The sequence below is a fragment of the Micromonospora sp. DT201 genome, assembly GCF_049841575.1.
Classification (GTDB): Bacteria; Actinomycetota; Actinomycetes; order Mycobacteriales; family Micromonosporaceae; genus Micromonospora.
This window is the reverse complement of sequence record NZ_JBNCKP010000003.1, coordinates 316,408-331,660: the sequence shown is the minus strand read 5'-3', so window position 1 is coordinate 331,660 and position 15,253 is coordinate 316,408. Positions and strand designations below refer to the sequence as shown.

Sequence of the window (15,253 nt, the reverse complement as noted above, 5' to 3'; positions counted from 1 at the left end):
GTGCCATGGGGCGCTGTGAGGACGTGTTGGTCGACGAGCACCTGCGGGAGTTGGGCGCCCGGTTGCAGGGGCCGGCGCGACTCAAGTCCGACCTGCTGACCGAGGCCCGGCACGGGCTGTTGGACGCCGTCGAGGCGTACCGCGAGAGCGGTGTGCCACCCACGGAGGCGCAGCGCCGCGCGGTGGTCGAGTTCGGCTCACCTGCGCAGCTGCTCCCCTCCTGGCAGGCCGAGTTGGCGATCGGTGCCCTGCGCGGGCTCTCGCTGCGGATGCTGGCGATCGCCGGGGTGGGGATGGCTGCCGGCGACCTGACCTGGCGGGGGGCGAGTTGGAGTGCAGGCCCACGCCCCCCGGCCGGCTACAGGCTGCTCTCCAGCTCGGTCGACTGGATCTGGGCGGGTTCGCTGCTGCTCGCGGTCGCCGGTCTGCTGGTGGTCGCGGCGAGCGCCCGTTCCACCTGGCCGGGCCTGGCCGTGGCGCAACGCGCGGTGGGCACCGGCCTGACCGGCATGCTGGCTCTCGGCATGGTGGACGGCTGCGCCCTGTTCGCCTGGTCACTCAGTCTGTGGGACGCGGCGCTGCACTGGCCACCAATGATCATCGGTGGGGTGCTGGTGGGCGCCGCCTACTTCTCGCTGGCTCGCGCGACGCGCGGTTGGCTGCTGGCCGCCGCCCGCTGACCCGCGCCGCCCGCCAGCTCGACTGGAGAGTCAGGCCGGGGTGGTGGGTTGGGTGCCGGGATCGAGGAATCGGCCGACGGTCAGCTGAAACTCGTGCCAACCGGCGCGCTCCCCTGCCAGCGCCCGCCGGCCGGAGTCGGTGAGCTCGTACGTCCGCCGCTCCCGGCCGTTGACAGTGCTCCAGGTGCTCGCCACGTACCCGGCGCGTTCCAGGCGACGTAGCGCCGGATAGATGGTGCCGGTGGGTAGATCCAGGCTGCCTTCGCTGCGCGCGCGCAGCGACTCGATGATGGCGTAGCCGTGCAGCGCGCCCTGTTCGAGCACGGCGAGCAGCAGAGCGTCGAGATGGCCGTGCAACGCCTGGGCCTTCATGCGTAGCTACGCTACTTGTCGATCGGCCGATTCGCCACCGGTAACAACCAGCAGGTCGAACCCGTGCGTCAGCCGGCCAACGGGGTGCGGGCATCGGTCACCCAGGGCCGCCGACTAGGGTATGTGCCCAGAGTCACTCGCCGGTCAGAGACCCCGGCGGGTGGGCAACCCGAAGCACACGGAGGTCAGCGTGGCCCGCCAGTCGCCCCAACGGCCCGACGCCGACGAGCCCGAGCTCGACGACACCACCGGCGCGGCCGAGCCAGATGAGACCGAGGAGACCGACCGCCCGTCGGCTTCGGTCGACCGTTCACTCTGGGACGAGCTGCGCATCGACCCGGTGGAGATCGCCCTGCCCGCCGGCACCGGCTTCACGCTGCGGGCGTACCGGCCCGCCAGCTCGCTGACCCCGACCGACGTGACCGAGCGCGACCAGGACGACCCGTTCCTCGCCCGCCGCCAGGTCGTCGAGGAGGAGGACGACGAGACCGTCGTCATCCTCGACGAGGAGCTGGCCGAGGAGTTCGCCGACAGCGACGAGGACGAGTCGACGCGCAGCCGCGCCGCAACCGCCGACGCGGACGCCGACGAGGCGGACGAGGACGTGGCGGACGAGGCGGACGAGGCGAACGACGAGGAGGTGCCGGTCTTCCTCAGCCACCAGGGCAAGCTGCTGCTGTTCAAGACCCCCGAGTCGCTTGTCAGTTTCATCCGGTCCGGTGCGCCCAACGATCTGTCCCAACTGGACAGCTGGAATGAATTGTCCGAACGGGTGGAGCCGGCTGATATCGCGCCGCTCGACGAGGACACCTACGAGCTCGACCTGGTCGTGGAGAACCTGCGCGGCGGGCACGACACCTGGGATTCGACGCTGCTGATCGAGGCCGGCGAGGTCGCGCGTGACATTTCGTACGCATTGCGGCTGCCTGCGGTACTGGACATGCTCTCCGCCGGCTCCAGCCTCGATGACCTGGACGAGGGGCTGCGTGCCACCGCCAATGGCGGGATCGGCGCTTTCATGGGTCGTCGTCGGCTGAAGAAGATCGGGGCACAGACCGCGAGTTTGGGTTGGCGCACCATTGTCGGCAAGATCTCTGCGGTGGTGGACTGGCGCGACTGACCCGTACCGGGGAGCATCAGTTGCTGGCAGAGGAAACACCTGTCCCGGGAGGAGGACGACGCCGTGGCGCTCGTGCGCGTTTACTGCGGTCTGGCCTCGGCGGATCCAGCTGACCGACCGGCCTCCGCCGGCTCGACGCTGACGTCCGCTGTGGTCGACGACGCAGGCCGTCTGCTGCATGTCTGCGAAATCAGCGATGACGCCGCTGGCTACGCCCAGCTCGTCGCGCTGCTCGTGGAGCGGTCGGGCGGGCCGAGCGGTGCGGCCATCGCCGCCGACAGCGACGACCACACGGTCACCTCGCTGCTGAGCGCGGCGGGTCGGCCTTTGGCTATCGCCGACGACGACTCGGTGGACGACTTCGCCGAGCGGTTCGCCGATGACGACTCACTGGAGGAGATGCAGTCGCCTCCGGCCGAACGGCGGGCCGTCGGCCTGGCCCGCGCATTGCAGGCGGGCGCGCTCTCCGCAGTCACCCTGCCGGCACCCCGGGACCTCGCCGGCTACAAGCAGGTGCTCGCCGCGCACGCCGCTCTGGCCAGCGGTCGGCACTCCGCCGCCGTGGCGCTGCGCGAAGTTCTGCGTGAGCTCTACCCGGCGGCCTTGCGCGCGTACCCGGATCCGGCCGAACCGGTCTCTCTGGCCGTGCTGGACGCCTTGCCCGAGCCAGGCATGCTCGGCGGCACCGTCGCCCGAGGCCGCGAGGTGTCGGTGGCAGCGGATGCCATCGCCGCGCACCTCGCCGCCGACGGGGTCGCCGACGCCGAAGAGATCAACGAGGCGGTGACCGCCCTGCGGGTCGCCATCTCCGAGACGCCGCGCCGCGCTGCGGTCAACCGCGCGCTCACCTCTGCGGTGGCCGAGACGGTCCGCCAGGCCGTCGCCTCCGTGCGAGCCTGCGACGCGGGGTGCGAGGCGCTGGTCAGCGCTCTCAGCTCACGAGTCAGCACGCCCGCCCAGGCGCCTGGCCGCCGTGCCGCTGCCCGCCGGGGCGAGTCGGTCGGCGAGTTGACGGGTCTGGCCGGCACCGCTGCCGGTTTGCGGTCGGTCCGACCCACGCCGGCCGCCGCCGACCCCGCACCGGTCGTCGGGCGGCGCAGCCGCCCCGAGCCGGTCCCTGGTAACGCACCGCTGGCGTCGCCCCGGCCACTCGGGCCGCCGCCGGTCGCCCCGGCTCCGGTCACGCCGCCGCCGGTCGCACCCGCGCCGATGGCCCCGGCAGCGATGGCTGGCCCGCCAGCGTCCACGCTGCCCGGGCGCACCGAGCCGATGCCCAGCCGGATCGACGGTCCGACCAACCGTCCGGTCTCCTCGCCGCCGCCTCCGCCCCCGGGGATCACCCCGATCGCACCCGCACAGCGCGGCACGGTGCCTCCGGCAGAGGCCGGTGAGCCGTTCCGGCCGACGCTGACGACCGCCGCGATCAACAACGCGCGGGCAGAACGACAGCGCACGGTCATCCCACCCCGCCCCAAGACCAACGGCGAGCCCCGGCCGAGCCACCTGCAACGCCCGGTCGCCGAGCCACCCACGGGCGGGTTCAGCGCCACCGATCTGAGCATCCCGATGCCGGCCGCCCGGCCTGAGCAGGAGTCCGCGCCGCCCGGCTCCCGAGCCAACTGGCCACTGGTCAACAACCCGGAGGACCCGGCCGACAGTTCGCCGAACAACCCGGCGGCCTACTCGTACGGCGGCAGTCGCGGCATCGACGCCCCGACCGACCCTGGTCGCGCCGACGGTCGGGTCACCCCGCCCTGGTTGGCGGACGACCTGCCGCAGGAACCACCCATGCTGCGGCTGGTAGAGCCGCCGCCGCTGGCTGACCGGGCGCTGCGAGAGGGGCTCACCCCGCCCGCAGATCCGCACCTGGAGACGCCGCCGCTGCGGTTGGTCGACCGGGAGCAGGCCGCCCGCGGCGGCCGAGCAGCCGCCCGCACCGACCGCGCCGCCGAGCACCGGCCGCCGCCCCCGCTGGAGCAGCGCCCGCCTGCGATGGAGCACCGGCCGCCCGCCCTGGAGCACCGCCTGCCCCCGGTCGAGCACCGCCTGCCGCCGGTCGAGCACCGCCTGCCCCCGGTGGAGCACCGGCCGCCGCCGGTCGAGCACCGGCCGCCGCCGGTCGCCGACGAGGGCGACGGCGATCTGCTGATCTTCGCGCAGGCCAAGTCGGCCTGGTTCGTCGGGCAGCCCGAGGAGTCCGACCTGGACTGGTCGACCACGGCGGACACCGGCTGGCAGGCCGCTGAGCAGGCAGCCCGCCCCGCGGTGGGTGCCGAGACCAACGCCGGGCTGCCGAAGCGCGTGCCACAGGCCAATCTGGTCCCTGGCTCCCCGCTACGCGAGGAACGCCCATTGCGGATAGTGCGCGATGCGGCGAGCCTCGCGGAGAACACCACCGGCTACTTCCGCGGCTGGCGTCGCGGACAGGAGATCGGCGGGTTCGCGGTGGGTGGTCGGCCCGGTCGTGAGGCAGCCGGTGGCTGGGACTTCAGCCGCGACCACGGGGACCGCGACGACGACCGGGAGTACGAGTACCGGTCGGCCGGTTACCAGTCCTGACCGCACCCCTCTGCCAAGCGTCATCGCGCCCCCAGTCAGCCGACTGGGGGCGCGTTCGCGTCAGCAGGTTGATTCCCGACATGGAAAACGCCGCCCCTCGATGATCCTTGGCGGACGTCCGCCCCGCGGGGCGGACAGCTTCCAGACCTCAAGAAGGCGGCGAAGGGCCACGCACGGCGCTAGCCAGCGCGGCGGGCAGGACCTAACGCCCGATGGCAGCCGAAGCCACCACCGGGCGTGCAGCGTCGGCGATCAGGCCGGGGCGACGGCGCGCGTACGGCGCGCGTACGGCGCATGGTGAGCACGTACTCGACAAGCGAGATCAGCACGTGCTTCGTCGACTCCCGGTTACGGGCGTCGCAGGCCACCACCGGCACGTCGCTCGAGATCGCCAAGGCGTCCCGAACGTCCTGCGGGTCGTGGTACTGCATCCCGTCGAAGCAGTTGATCGCCACCAGGTACGGGAGGCGTCGGTGCTCGAAGAAGTCGATCGCCGCGAAGCAGTCGGCCAGCCGGCGAGTATCCACCAGCACGACCGCACCGATCGCGCCCCGAACCAGTTCGTCCCACATGAACCAGAATCGGGTCTGACCCGGCGTACCGAACAGGTACAGGATCAGGTCACGGTCGATCGAGATCCGGCCGAAGTCCATGGCCACCGTGGTCGTCGTCTTGCCCGGCACCTGCCGGGTGTCGTCGACGCCCACGCCAGCGGAGGTCATGATGGCCTCGGTGGTCAGCGGCGTGATCTCCGAGACCGAGCCGACCAGCGTCGTTTTACCGACGCCGAATCCACCGGCGATAACGATCTTCGCCGACGTCACGCGCCCACTCGGGTTCGGCGGGCGGTGCGACATGTCAGAGCCTGCGAAGTCCACTCAGCACCCTCTCCAGCAGTTCAGTGCCCACCGCGTCATCGGAGTCGTCCAGGATGGTCGGCTCATGGACTGCGACCAGGCCGTCCGTCGCCATATCGGCGATGAGCACCCGGGCCACACCGAGCGGGAGCTGCATCCGCGCCGCGATCTCTGCGAGCGATTGCACGCGTCCGTCACACAGCGCGGCGATGTACTGGTGTTCGCGGCCCTGGCCGCCGTTGCCATTGGCAGCGGCCCGGCCGCGCACCGTCGTCTCGACGAGCGCCTCCAGCGCGATGTCGAGCCGGGGACGGGTACGACCACGGGTCACGGCGTATGGACGGACCAACGCTCCGGTCGGTTCGTCACGATCGGCCATCTCGCCGCTCACCTCCTTCGTACCCGCTACCGGCTCCCACCGGTGAAACCCGTCGTTGTCGTTGCAGTCGTGCCGACCTCACGATCGGCGAGGCGTCAGCCCAGCATGCCCGCAGCCGCACGCGGCTGCGGGGTCAGCGCGTCGCCCACCCGGTCGACCAGCAGCGCCATCTCGTAGCCGACCTGGCCCACGTCGGAGCTGCGGGCTGCCAGCACGGCGAAGGACGAGCCATCCGAGATGGACATCAGGAACAGGAAGCCATTGTCCATCTCCACGACGGTCTGCAACACCGCGCCTCCCTCGAAGCAGCGGGCTGCCCCCTGGGTCAGGCTCACCAGACCCGAGGAGATCGCGGCGAGCTGATCGGCCCGGTCGCGCGGCAGATCCCGTGACGACGCGAGGAGCAGGCCGTCCGCCGAGACGGCGACCGCATGCGCGACGCCGGGCACCCGGTCAGCGAAGTTGGCAAGCAGCCAACCAAGATCCTGTGTAGTTGTCATCCTTCTTGCTCCTTCTGCCCGCTCCCGGCCACCGGGCCTGAGCCAGACTGCGAGGATTGCCCTCCCGGAGTCGCCTCCGGGCTGGTCGGGTTGTCCGAGGTGCTACGCCCTCGCTGCACGCCCCGGTGGTAGGCGGAGAGTAGGCCACGGACCGCCTCCGGGGAACGGCGCTGGACCGAGGTGGTGGGCTTCTCCACCGCACCCGGCACGAGCTGCGCCATCGGCTTGCGCTTCGGCAGGCCGGTAGTGGTGGTTTCGCTCACCGGTGCCGCGCCAGCCGCCGCCGAAGCAGCACGCCAGCCGTCGTCAGCTGCGGTCTGCCAGCCGTTGGTCTGTGGTTGAGGCCGGCGGTTCGGCAGGCTTTCAGCGAGGCTGGGGCGGGCGCCCTCACTCGCTGTGGAGCCGTTGTCCCGCGGCGCTCCTCCGGCCGTCGGAGTGTCTGCCATCGGTGTGTTACCTGTCGTCCCGGGTGGTGTCTTGTGGACTGTCCGACCGGTGGCCTCGACCGTGGCGAACTGCTGGGTCGCGGAGTCGCCGTTCGTTGCCGGCTGGGCGTCAGCCGCAGGCTCGTCCGAGCCCGGGCGGCGGGTACGGAACCAGGCCGACTCCAGCTCCCGGAAGATCGGCAGCTCCATCGTCTCGTCCGCGTACCGCTGACGGTTCTGCGCCTGCGATTGCTGCGGTGCCGGCCGACTCTGCGGAGCCGGAGCCGGAGCCGGAGCCCGGGCCGGAGCCGGAGCCCGGGTTGCGGCTGTCGGCTGCTCGCCGGGTCGCGGCACACGCGGCAGTTCCGTCGTCATGTCCAGAGCGGCGGCGAGCCGCTCCGGCACCGGCGGGGTCGCCGCGTCCCGGTCGCCACCCGGCACCGGCGGCCAGGCCGGCGGTGCGGGGACGCTGGGCGTCTGCGCGGGCGGAGCGGACCGGGGCGCGAAACCGCTGAACGACTGGCTGGAGGCCGGCGGCACCGAGTACGGCTGGCCCGAATAGGGCTGCCCGGAGGCCGGCGACGCCGACACCGGCGGAGCGGCGTACGGCTGCCCGGAGGCCGGGGCGGCGGACACCGGCGGACCGCCGTACGGCGCACCCGAGTAGGGCTGCCCGGAGTACGGCTGACCCGAGGCCGGCGAGGCGGAGACCGGCGCGCCGGAGTAGGGCTGCGCGGAGACCGGGGGCGCCGAGTGCGGATGCGCCTCCGGGCTGCTCGGCAACTGCCGAGGGATGGACGGCTGCTGACCACTGGTCGGGGTGTCGTCCCCGGCGCGGCGCTGCGGCAGCGGGTCGTTCGACTGGCCGTTGGCCGGCCGCGGGGTGAACCCGTCGCTGCCGTTGACACCGTTCGTCCCGGCCGCGCCGGTCAGGTCCGACCAGGCCGGCATCGAGCGGTAAGCGCCCGTGTTGGCGGGGGCGCCGGCACCGTTGCGCGATGCGGGTTCGAACGGACGACCGCCGAGGGTGACCTGGTTGCCGGACTCGCTCGGGCGGGGGCCGTTGCCCAGCGCGGGCAGCGCGCCGAAGACCGGCGTGGGCCCACCCTGCTGAGGGCCGTTGGCGGCGGGCAGAGCCGGGGGCTGCTGCACCCGGCCGGAGAGCGCCCGGGGCACCAGCACCGAGGTGGGCAGCGTCACCTCGGCGACCGTGCCACGGTCGGAGCCGGGGCGCAGCTCGACCCGGACACCGTGCCGGGACGCCAGCCGGGCGACCACGACGAGGCCCATCATCCGGGACACGGCCACGTCCACCTGCGGCGGCGTCGCGAGCCGCTCGTTGAGGTCGTGCAACTGCTCGGCGCTGATGCCGATGCCGCGGTCCTCGACGTAGAGCGAGGAGCGGTCGCCGACCCGGCGGGCCTCGACCATCACCTGCGAGTCGGGCGGAGAGAACGCGGTGGCGTTGTCGAACAGCTCGGCGACGAGGTGCACCAGGTCGTTGACCGCGTGCGCGGCGACCTCGATGTCTCGATCGATGACACCGAACTCGATCCGGGTGTAGTGCTCGACCTCGGACTGCGCGGCGCGCAGCACGTCGATCAGGGCAGCCGGCTCACGCTGCACACGGGTGGAGTCGGCACCGGCGAGCACCAGGAGGTTCTCGTCGTTGCGGCGCATCCGGGTGGCGAGGTGGTCGAGCTGGAACAGCTCGGCCAGTCGGTCCGGGTCCTCTTCGCCGCGCTCCAGCCGGTCGAGGTGCCCGATGAGGCGGTCGACCAGGATCTGCGAACGGCGGGCCAGGTTGACGAACATGGTCGCGACGGAGGCGCGCAGTGCGGCCTGCTCGGCGGCCGTGCGGACGGCTTCCAGGTGGACGGCGTTGAACGCCTCGGTCACCTGGCCGAACTCGTCCTTGCTGCGGACCGGCAGCGGCTCGGCGATCTGGTTGGCCAACTGCACCGGGGAGAGTTGCCCGACGACCTGCGGGTCGCGCAGCCGGGCCACTGCCTGGGGCAGGCCGTACTGGGCGACGGAGAGTGCGCCCTGCCGCAGCTCACGGAGTGAGCGGGCCATGGAGCGGGCGACCAGGTACGCGAAGAGGATGGCCAGCAGCAGCATGCCGAGGAGCAGGCCGGTCTCCAGGAACACCTGGCGCTGGACGTCCGAGCGGAGGTCGTCGGCCCCGGCGACCACTTCGCCGTCGAGCTTCCTCTCGACCGTGCGGATCAGCTGGGCGTTGGCCGTCATGGCGGACTCCCACTGGTCCGGCTTGAACGGCGCACCGCGCATGTCGCCGGTGGTGTTGCCGTCGATCCAGCCGGTGTAGTTCTGTGCCTCCCGACGGTCGCCGCCCGCGACCGTCTGGTCGTGGAACTTCGCGTCGTCGGGGGTGGCGACGGCCTTGAAGCTCTGCAGCGCCTGCTGCTGGCCGGTGCCGCTGGCGATGTAGTCGGTGCGCAGCGCCGGGGTCAGGCGTTGCCCACCCTTGACGCCCAGCGCGCGGTGCACCACGACCCGGCGTGCGGAGAGGAACTCCTTCTCCCGGGCGACCGCCGCGGCGGCGCGCATCCGGTCGCTCAGGTCGTTGTTACCCGCGAGCTGCGTGGCCGAGTCGCGGATGGCGAGCAGGTCACTGATCAGACCCTCGTACGCCTGGACAGTCTCGGTGAGCGCGAGCTTGCCGCTGAACACCTGACTGCGGATGCCCGACAGGTCTTGCAGGTTTTGGTCGATGCCATCGAGCAGAGTCTCGAGGCTGCCCGGCAGGTCCTCGACTTCGGCACGCTGCTGCCGGTAGGGGCGCGTCTCCTGGTCCACCCGGGCATTCACCCGGTTGTAGGCCTCCTGGTACTGCGCCATCGGCTGCGTCCCGTCCGCCCCCAGCAGCAGCACGGCGGCGGTCCGCTCGTCCTGCAGCGTGTCGACCAGGTTGCCCGAATAGCTCGACAGCCTGGCGAGGTCGCCGGCTCGGTTGGCATTGTTGAGCGTCTCCACGTGGTCGACGAGACCACTTGTGCCCACCACGACCGTGGCGATGGTCGGCACGATCATGATGAGACCGAGCTTGGACCAGATCGGCATGTCCCGGAGCCGGCTGGCCGGCCGGCGCAGCCGCGACAGGAAGGAGCCCGCCGTCTTTGGCCGTTTGCTCACGTCACCGCCCTCGCGATTACAGCTTCAACGCGTTGCCCCGGGCAACGCCCAGCGACCGACCCGGCGGGTCGGACCCCCGAGATTCCATCACGCCGGTCGACAAGAAGAAAGCCCAGGTTGTCACCTGCCCAAGGTGTGATGAGATGTTGATGCGATTTGATAGCAGTCCGTCTGGCCGGAGTAACTGAAGGTAATGAAACATCCGCACCGTGTTGTCCTGCTCGCCGGCCCTTCTGGGTCGGGAAAGTCGTACATTGCACAGCAAACCGGCTTACCGGTGCTCTGCTTGGACGACTTCTACAAAGAAGGCGATGACCCTACGTTGCCGCGACGAAACGGCCAGGTGGATTGGGAGTCGCCACTGTCCTGGGACGCAACGTCCGCGATCGAAATCATTACCCGACTAGCTGGCGAGGGCCGGGCCGATGTTCCGGTTTATGCGATCGGCGCAGATCGACGGGTGGCCACCCGGTCATTTGATCTCGCCGGATCGCCACTTTTCGTGGCTGAAGGGATTTTCGCCGCCGAGATCGTCGAGGAGTGCCGTCGCCTGGGACTGCTCGCCGGGGCGTACGCACTGCGCCGGCCACGCGGGGCGACCTTCCTGCGCCGGCTGGCCCGCGACCTGTCCGAGCAGCGCAAGGCGCCTCGGGTGCTGATCCGGCGTGGCGTGGCGCTTCTCCGGGCCGAGCCCGCGGTGTTGCGGCGGCAGACCGGGTTGGGTGCGGAGGCCGCCCGCGCCAGGGAGGTGCTGCACCGGGTGGCCGGCCTGCTCGCCGGCCACCCGCACAGCTGACTCTCAGGCCAGCAGCTCGGCGTACGCCGGCTTGATCACCTCATCGATGATCCGCAGCCGCTCGTCGAACGGGATGAAGGCACTCTTCATCGCGTTGATGGTGAACCACTGCAGCTCCTTCCAGCCGTAGCCGAACGTCTCCACCAGCAGCGCCATCTCCCGCGACATCGAGGTGCCGCTCATCAGCCGGTTGTCGGTGTTGACGGTGGCCCGGAACCGCAGGTCCCGCAGGAGGCCGATCGGGTGGTCCGCGATCGAGGCCACCGCACCGGTCTGCACATTCGACGAGGGGCACAGCTCCAGCGGGATCCGCTTGTCCCGGACGTACGCGGCCAGCCGGCCCAGGGCACCGTCGGGGGCGATGTCGTCGACGATCCGCACCCCGTGACCGAGCCGGTCCGCTCCGCACCACTGGATCGCCTGCCAGATCGACGGCAGACCGAACGCTTCGCCGGCGTGGATGGTGAAGTGGAAGTTCTCCCGCTGCAGGTACTCGAAGGCATCCAGGTGCCGGGTGGGCGGGAAGCCCGCCTCGGCGCCGGCGATGTCGAAGCCGACCACTCCGGCGTCCCGGTGCCGCACGGCCAGCTCGGCGATCTCCTGGGAGCGGGCGGCGTGGCGCATCGCGGTGAGCAGTGTGCCCACCCGGATGGTCAGGCCCGCCTCGACAGCCTGGGCGGTGCCTTCGGCGAACCCGGCCAGCACCGCCTCGACCACCTCGTCCAGGCTCAGATCCTGCTCCAGGTGCTGCTCCGGGGCGAAGCGCACCTCGGCGTAGACGACTCCATCGGCGGCCAGGTCCAGTGCGCACTCGCGGGCCACCCGACGCAGCGCGGGCGGGGTCTGCATGACCGCCACGGTGTGCGCGAACGTTTCGAGGTAGCGCTCCAGCGAGCCGGAGTCGGCCGCGTCCACGAACCAGCGGCCGAGCGCCTCAGGATCGGTGGTGGGCAGCTCGTGGCCCACCTCGGCGGCCAGTTCGACAATCGTCGCCGGCCGCAGCCCACCGTCGAGGTGGTCGTGCAGCAACGCCTTCGGGACCTTGACGATGTCCTCGTACCGGATAGTCGCGACCATGCTCAGACCCTAGTCACGAGGCGGGCAACCCCGCCGCTGGGACCGGCGCATCACCCTCACCTGCCGGTGGCCTACCGTGATCGAGGTGGAACTACGGTCACGGAACGCCTGATGGACCCCCGAGTCGTCGACCGCCTGTGCTGCCCGATCTGCGGTGAGCCGCTGGTCGAACAGAGCGCCGGTTCCACGCGGGCGCTGCGCTGCACCCGCCAGCACAGCTTCGACATCGCCCGGCAGGGATACGTCAATCTGCTCACGGGGCGCGCCCCGCACGTCGGGGACAGTGCCGAGATGGTTGCCGCCCGGGCGGACTTCCTCGACGCGGGCCACTACGACGTCATTTCGGCTGCCCTGGCCGTCGCCGCGACGGAGGCCGCCGGCCGGCTCCGGCGGATGTCCTGGCCGCACCCTGGGCCTCCTCCGTCCACCCTTTGCTCTGCTTCAACCGAGGCAACAGCGGCAGGGCAAAACTGTTGCGTGGAGGGAAGCAGAGCAAAGGGCCCAACACCAGGGGTACGGGCCGAACCACCGACGCCAGACTTCGGGGCGTACCCCCTGGTGGTGGATGCCGGCGCCGGCACGGGCCGCTACCTCGGCGCGGTGCTGGCGGCGCTGCCGGACGCCGTGGGTCTGGCCCTGGACGTGTCCAAGCCGGCGCTGCGCCGCGCCGCCCGCGCGCACCCCCGGGCCGCCGCGGCTCTCGCCGACACCTGGCAGCGGCTGCCGCTCGCGGACGCCTCGACCGCCGTGCTGCTGAACGTCTTCGCCCCACGAAACGGCCCGGAGTTCCACCGGGTGCTCGACCCGGCCGGCACGCTACTGGTGGTCACGCCCGACACCGACCACCTCACCGAACTGGTGGGTGCCCTCGACCTGCTGCGGGTCGATCCGGACAAGGCCGACCGGGTGGCCGGCAGCCTGGGCGGGCACTTCACCGCGGTCAGCTCGGCGGTGCACCGGGCGGAGCTGGCCCTGACCCGGCCAGAGGTCGCCACCCTGGTCGGGATGGGTCCCAGCGCCTGGCACACCGACCCGGGCGCGCTCACCGCCCGGCTGGCCGCGCTGCCCGAGCCGGTCCGGGTGACCGTGGCGGTCCGGGTTGACGTGCTCCGACCTCGTTGAGCTCAGGTGGAGAGGTCGACCTCTTCCCAACCGGGCGGCTCGTCGTGGTAGGGCCCGCGCAGGATCACCGCCCATTCCAGCGCCCAGCGCCGCTGTCCGATCGCGTTCGCGTCGATCAGGCCCGGCGCCCGCCGGCCGCCGCGCTCGGTCTCCAGATACGCCCAGTCCAGGCAGTAGTGCAGGTCGAGCAGGGCGGCCGCGTCGGCCGGGTGCTGCGGTGCCGTGAGGATCCGGGAACGCCACCGCGGGAACGTCTCCCCGTCGGCGATGTGCGGCAGCCGCTCGATCAACCGCTCGTCGACGGCCAGGGTGGGGTCGAGCTGCTTGCTCAACCCGAGCACCCACGCGAGTGCGAAGAGCGCGTCGTGGTGCAGCACGAACGAGCGGTGGTCGCCCTTGCCGCCCATCACGAACTGCCACTCCGGCGGGGTGACCATGTCGACCAGGTGCGAACCGAGCAGCCAGCTCATCGCCGACTCCGGGGGCATCCCGAAGCAGCGGGCCAGGATCAGGTGCAGCACCGCGATCCGCGCCTCGATCTCCGCCGTGGGGCGCAGCTCGATCTCGTCACCCGGCTCCCAGACGAGCGGAAACTGGGTCGGCGGCAACGGCAGGCCCAGCCGGGACAGCTCGTCCAGGCTCGCCTCGCGCACCTCACGTGGATCGGGGGCAGCAACGGTCACGGCGGGTATTCCTGTCTGCTCGCGCCGGCTCAAGGCCGGTTGTCCCCCCTTGGCCTGCGAGAATAGCGCTCTCAGGTGACCGGCACCACGCCACCCCGGCCCCTTTCGATCAGCCGATGCGCTCGATGACCAACGGGGTCGCCGCCGGCGCGTCCGGCGCGATCCGCACCGCGTTGGCGGCCTCGGCCAGCGCCGCCGGAATCCGCGTCGCGTCCTCGGCGCGCAGCTCGTAGAGGGGGTCACCGGCCCGCACCGCGTCACCCGGCCGCTTGTGCAACACCACACCGGCCGGCACGCTGACCGGGTCCTCCTTGCGGGCCCGACCTGCGCCGAGTCGCCATGCCGCAACCCCCATGGCGTACGCGTCGACGGCTGCGACGTGCCCGTCCTGCTCGGCGCGGACCACCTCGACCTCGGCGGCAGCTGGCATTGGCGCGTCCGGGTCGCCGCCCTGCGCCCGAATCATCGCCCGCCAGGAGTCCATCGCCCGCCCGTCGCGCAGCGCGGCCGCCGGATCGGCGTCCGGCAGGCCGGCGGCGTCGAGCATCTCCCGGGCCAGGGCCAGCGTCAGCTCCACCACGTCGGCCGGCCCGCCACCGGCCAGCACCTCGACCGACTCGGTCACCTCGACCGCGTTGCCGATCGCCAGGCCGAGCGGGGTGGACATGTCGGTGAGCAGGGCGACAGTCCGCACACCGTGCGCGCCGCCCAACTCGACCATGGTGCGAGCCAGTTCGCGGGCCTGGTCGACGGACTTCATGAAGGCACCCGAGCCGACCTTGACGTCGAGGACAAGCGCGCCGGTGCCCTCGGCGATCTTCTTGCTCATGATCGAGCTGGCGATCAACGGGATCGCCTCCACGGTGCCGGTGACGTCACGCAGCGCGTACAGCTTGCGGTCGGCGGGGGCGAGCCCGGCGCCGGCCGCGCAGATCACCGCGCCGACCTCGTCCAACTGGGCGATGAACTCGTCGTTGCTCACCGTGGCCCGCCAGCCGGGGATGGACTCCAACTTGTCCAGCGTGCCGCCGGTGTGCCCGAGACCACGGCCGCTCAGCTGCGGCACGGCAGCGCCGCACGCCGCCACCAGCGGCGTGAGCGGCAGAGTGATCTTGTCGCCGACACCGCCGGTGGAGTGCTTGTCGACAGTCGGCCGGCGTACCGCCGAGAGGTCCAGCCGCTCACCGCTCGCGATCATCGCGGCGGTCCACCGGGCGATCTCCGGCCCGGTCATGCCGTTGAGCAGAATCGCCATCGCCAGCGCGGACATCTGCTCGTCGGCGACAACCCCCCGGGTGTACGCGTCGACCACCCAGTCGATCTGCGCGTCCGACAGCACCCCGCCATCCCGCTTGACCCGAATAACGTCAACAGCAGCAAAAGCACTCATCAAATGATCTTTCTCAGTCGTGTCGAGAAACCGTGCCCGATGGACGGCCGTGCCCACGACGGGGCCGGGGGCGCCCCGGGCCGGCGGGCGGGTCAAGCCCGCCCGCCCCCAGCCCGGCACCCGCGGCCCCGCGCCCC

Annotated in this window: 12 protein-coding genes and 1 pseudogene; 5 read left to right on the top strand and 8 right to left on the bottom strand. The window is 71.7% G+C overall.

What is annotated here, in order from left to right:
- Window positions 1-5: 5 nt before the first annotated feature.
- Window positions 6-680, top strand: coding sequence for a permease prefix domain 1-containing protein (locus tag ACLQ28_RS08555; protein WP_425685640.1), 675 nt, complete (start codon window positions 6-8; stop codon window positions 678-680).
- A 30-nt stretch (window positions 681-710) separates the two neighbouring features.
- On the opposite strand, the gene ACLQ28_RS08550 is transcribed toward ACLQ28_RS08555, so the two are convergent.
- Complete coding sequence (locus ACLQ28_RS08550; protein ID WP_425685639.1) at window positions 711-1,052, bottom strand: PadR family transcriptional regulator; 342 nt, start codon at window positions 1,050-1,052, stop codon at window positions 711-713.
- Between the two features lie 160 nt (window positions 1,053-1,212).
- On the opposite strand from ACLQ28_RS08550, the gene ACLQ28_RS08545 reads away from it, so the two are divergent.
- The gene (locus tag ACLQ28_RS08545) at window positions 1,213-2,172 is read left to right on the top strand and encodes a DNA primase (RefSeq protein WP_425685638.1); all 960 of its coding nucleotides are present in this window, start codon (window positions 1,213-1,215) and stop codon (window positions 2,170-2,172) included.
- 39 nt (window positions 2,173-2,211) lie between these two features.
- Window positions 2,212-4,731 carry a transposase gene (locus ACLQ28_RS08540; protein WP_425685823.1) on the top strand — a complete coding sequence of 840 codons (2,520 nt, stop codon included), beginning with the start codon at window positions 2,212-2,214 and terminating at the stop codon, window positions 4,729-4,731.
- 275 nt (window positions 4,732-5,006) lie between these two features.
- On the opposite strand, the pseudogene ACLQ28_RS08535 reads toward ACLQ28_RS08540, so the two are convergent.
- From ACLQ28_RS08535 to ACLQ28_RS08520, 4 genes and pseudogenes are all read right to left on the bottom strand, one after another.
- Window positions 5,007-5,588 (bottom strand): annotated as a pseudogene (locus ACLQ28_RS08535) (GTP-binding protein); the annotation flags it as partial.
- 1 nt (window position 5,589) lies between these two features.
- Window positions 5,590-5,967: a DUF742 domain-containing protein gene (locus ACLQ28_RS08530; protein WP_030329021.1), complete on the bottom strand. Its 378-nt coding sequence runs from the start codon at window positions 5,965-5,967 to the stop codon at window positions 5,590-5,592.
- A gap of 95 nt (window positions 5,968-6,062) precedes the next feature.
- Window positions 6,063-6,467, bottom strand: a complete 405-nt coding sequence (locus tag ACLQ28_RS08525; protein WP_030329023.1) for a roadblock/LC7 domain-containing protein — start codon at window positions 6,465-6,467, stop codon at window positions 6,063-6,065.
- A complete protein-coding gene (locus tag ACLQ28_RS08520) occupies window positions 6,464-10,048 on the bottom strand; it encodes a nitrate- and nitrite sensing domain-containing protein (protein WP_425685637.1) in 3,585 nt (1,194 codons plus the stop codon). The genes ACLQ28_RS08525 and ACLQ28_RS08520 overlap by 4 nt, the downstream gene beginning before the upstream one ends.
- A 502-nt stretch (window positions 10,049-10,550) precedes the next feature.
- On the opposite strand from ACLQ28_RS08520, the gene ACLQ28_RS08515 reads away from it, so the two are divergent.
- Entirely contained in the window at window positions 10,551-10,844 is a 294-nt protein-coding gene (locus ACLQ28_RS08515; protein ID WP_425685636.1) for a hypothetical protein, read from the top strand.
- A gap of 3 nt (window positions 10,845-10,847) precedes the next feature.
- On the opposite strand, the gene ACLQ28_RS08510 is transcribed toward ACLQ28_RS08515, so the two are convergent.
- A complete protein-coding gene (locus ACLQ28_RS08510) occupies window positions 10,848-11,921 on the bottom strand; it encodes an adenosine deaminase (RefSeq protein ID WP_425685635.1) in 1,074 nt (357 codons plus the stop codon).
- A 111-nt stretch (window positions 11,922-12,032) separates the two neighbouring features.
- Here ACLQ28_RS08510 and ACLQ28_RS08505 point away from each other — a divergent pair, with 111 nt between their 5' ends.
- The gene (locus ACLQ28_RS08505; protein WP_425685634.1) at window positions 12,033-13,043 is read left to right on the top strand and encodes a putative RNA methyltransferase; all 1,011 of its coding nucleotides are present in this window, start codon (window positions 12,033-12,035) and stop codon (window positions 13,041-13,043) included.
- A 2-nt stretch (window positions 13,044-13,045) separates the two neighbouring features.
- On the opposite strand, the gene ACLQ28_RS08500 is transcribed toward ACLQ28_RS08505, so the two are convergent.
- Window positions 13,046-13,726, bottom strand: a complete 681-nt coding sequence (locus tag ACLQ28_RS08500; RefSeq protein ID WP_425685633.1) for a DUF4272 domain-containing protein — start codon at window positions 13,724-13,726, stop codon at window positions 13,046-13,048.
- A 109-nt stretch (window positions 13,727-13,835) separates the two neighbouring features.
- Complete coding sequence (locus tag ACLQ28_RS08495) at window positions 13,836-15,116, bottom strand: thymidine phosphorylase (protein WP_425685632.1); 1,281 nt, start codon at window positions 15,114-15,116, stop codon at window positions 13,836-13,838.
- Window positions 15,117-15,253 lie beyond the last annotated feature (137 nt).

Coding starts and splice junctions, on each gene's coding strand:
- ACLQ28_RS08495 (WP_425685632.1), bottom strand. CDS start 15,116: ATGAGTGCTTTTGCTGCTGTTGACGTTATTCGGGTCAAGCGGGATGGC.
- ACLQ28_RS08555 (WP_425685640.1), top strand. CDS start 6: ATGGGGCGCTGTGAGGACGTGTTGGTCGACGAGCACCTGCGGGAGTTG.
- ACLQ28_RS08550 (WP_425685639.1), bottom strand. CDS start 1,052: ATGAAGGCCCAGGCGTTGCACGGCCATCTCGACGCTCTGCTGCTCGCC.
- ACLQ28_RS08525 (WP_030329023.1), bottom strand. CDS start 6,467: ATGACAACTACACAGGATCTTGGTTGGCTGCTTGCCAACTTCGCTGAC.
- ACLQ28_RS08510 (WP_425685635.1), bottom strand. CDS start 11,921: ATGGTCGCGACTATCCGGTACGAGGACATCGTCAAGGTCCCGAAGGCG.
- ACLQ28_RS08505 (WP_425685634.1), top strand. CDS start 12,033: ATGGACCCCCGAGTCGTCGACCGCCTGTGCTGCCCGATCTGCGGTGAG.
- ACLQ28_RS08530 (WP_030329021.1), bottom strand. CDS start 5,967: ATGGCCGATCGTGACGAACCGACCGGAGCGTTGGTCCGTCCATACGCC.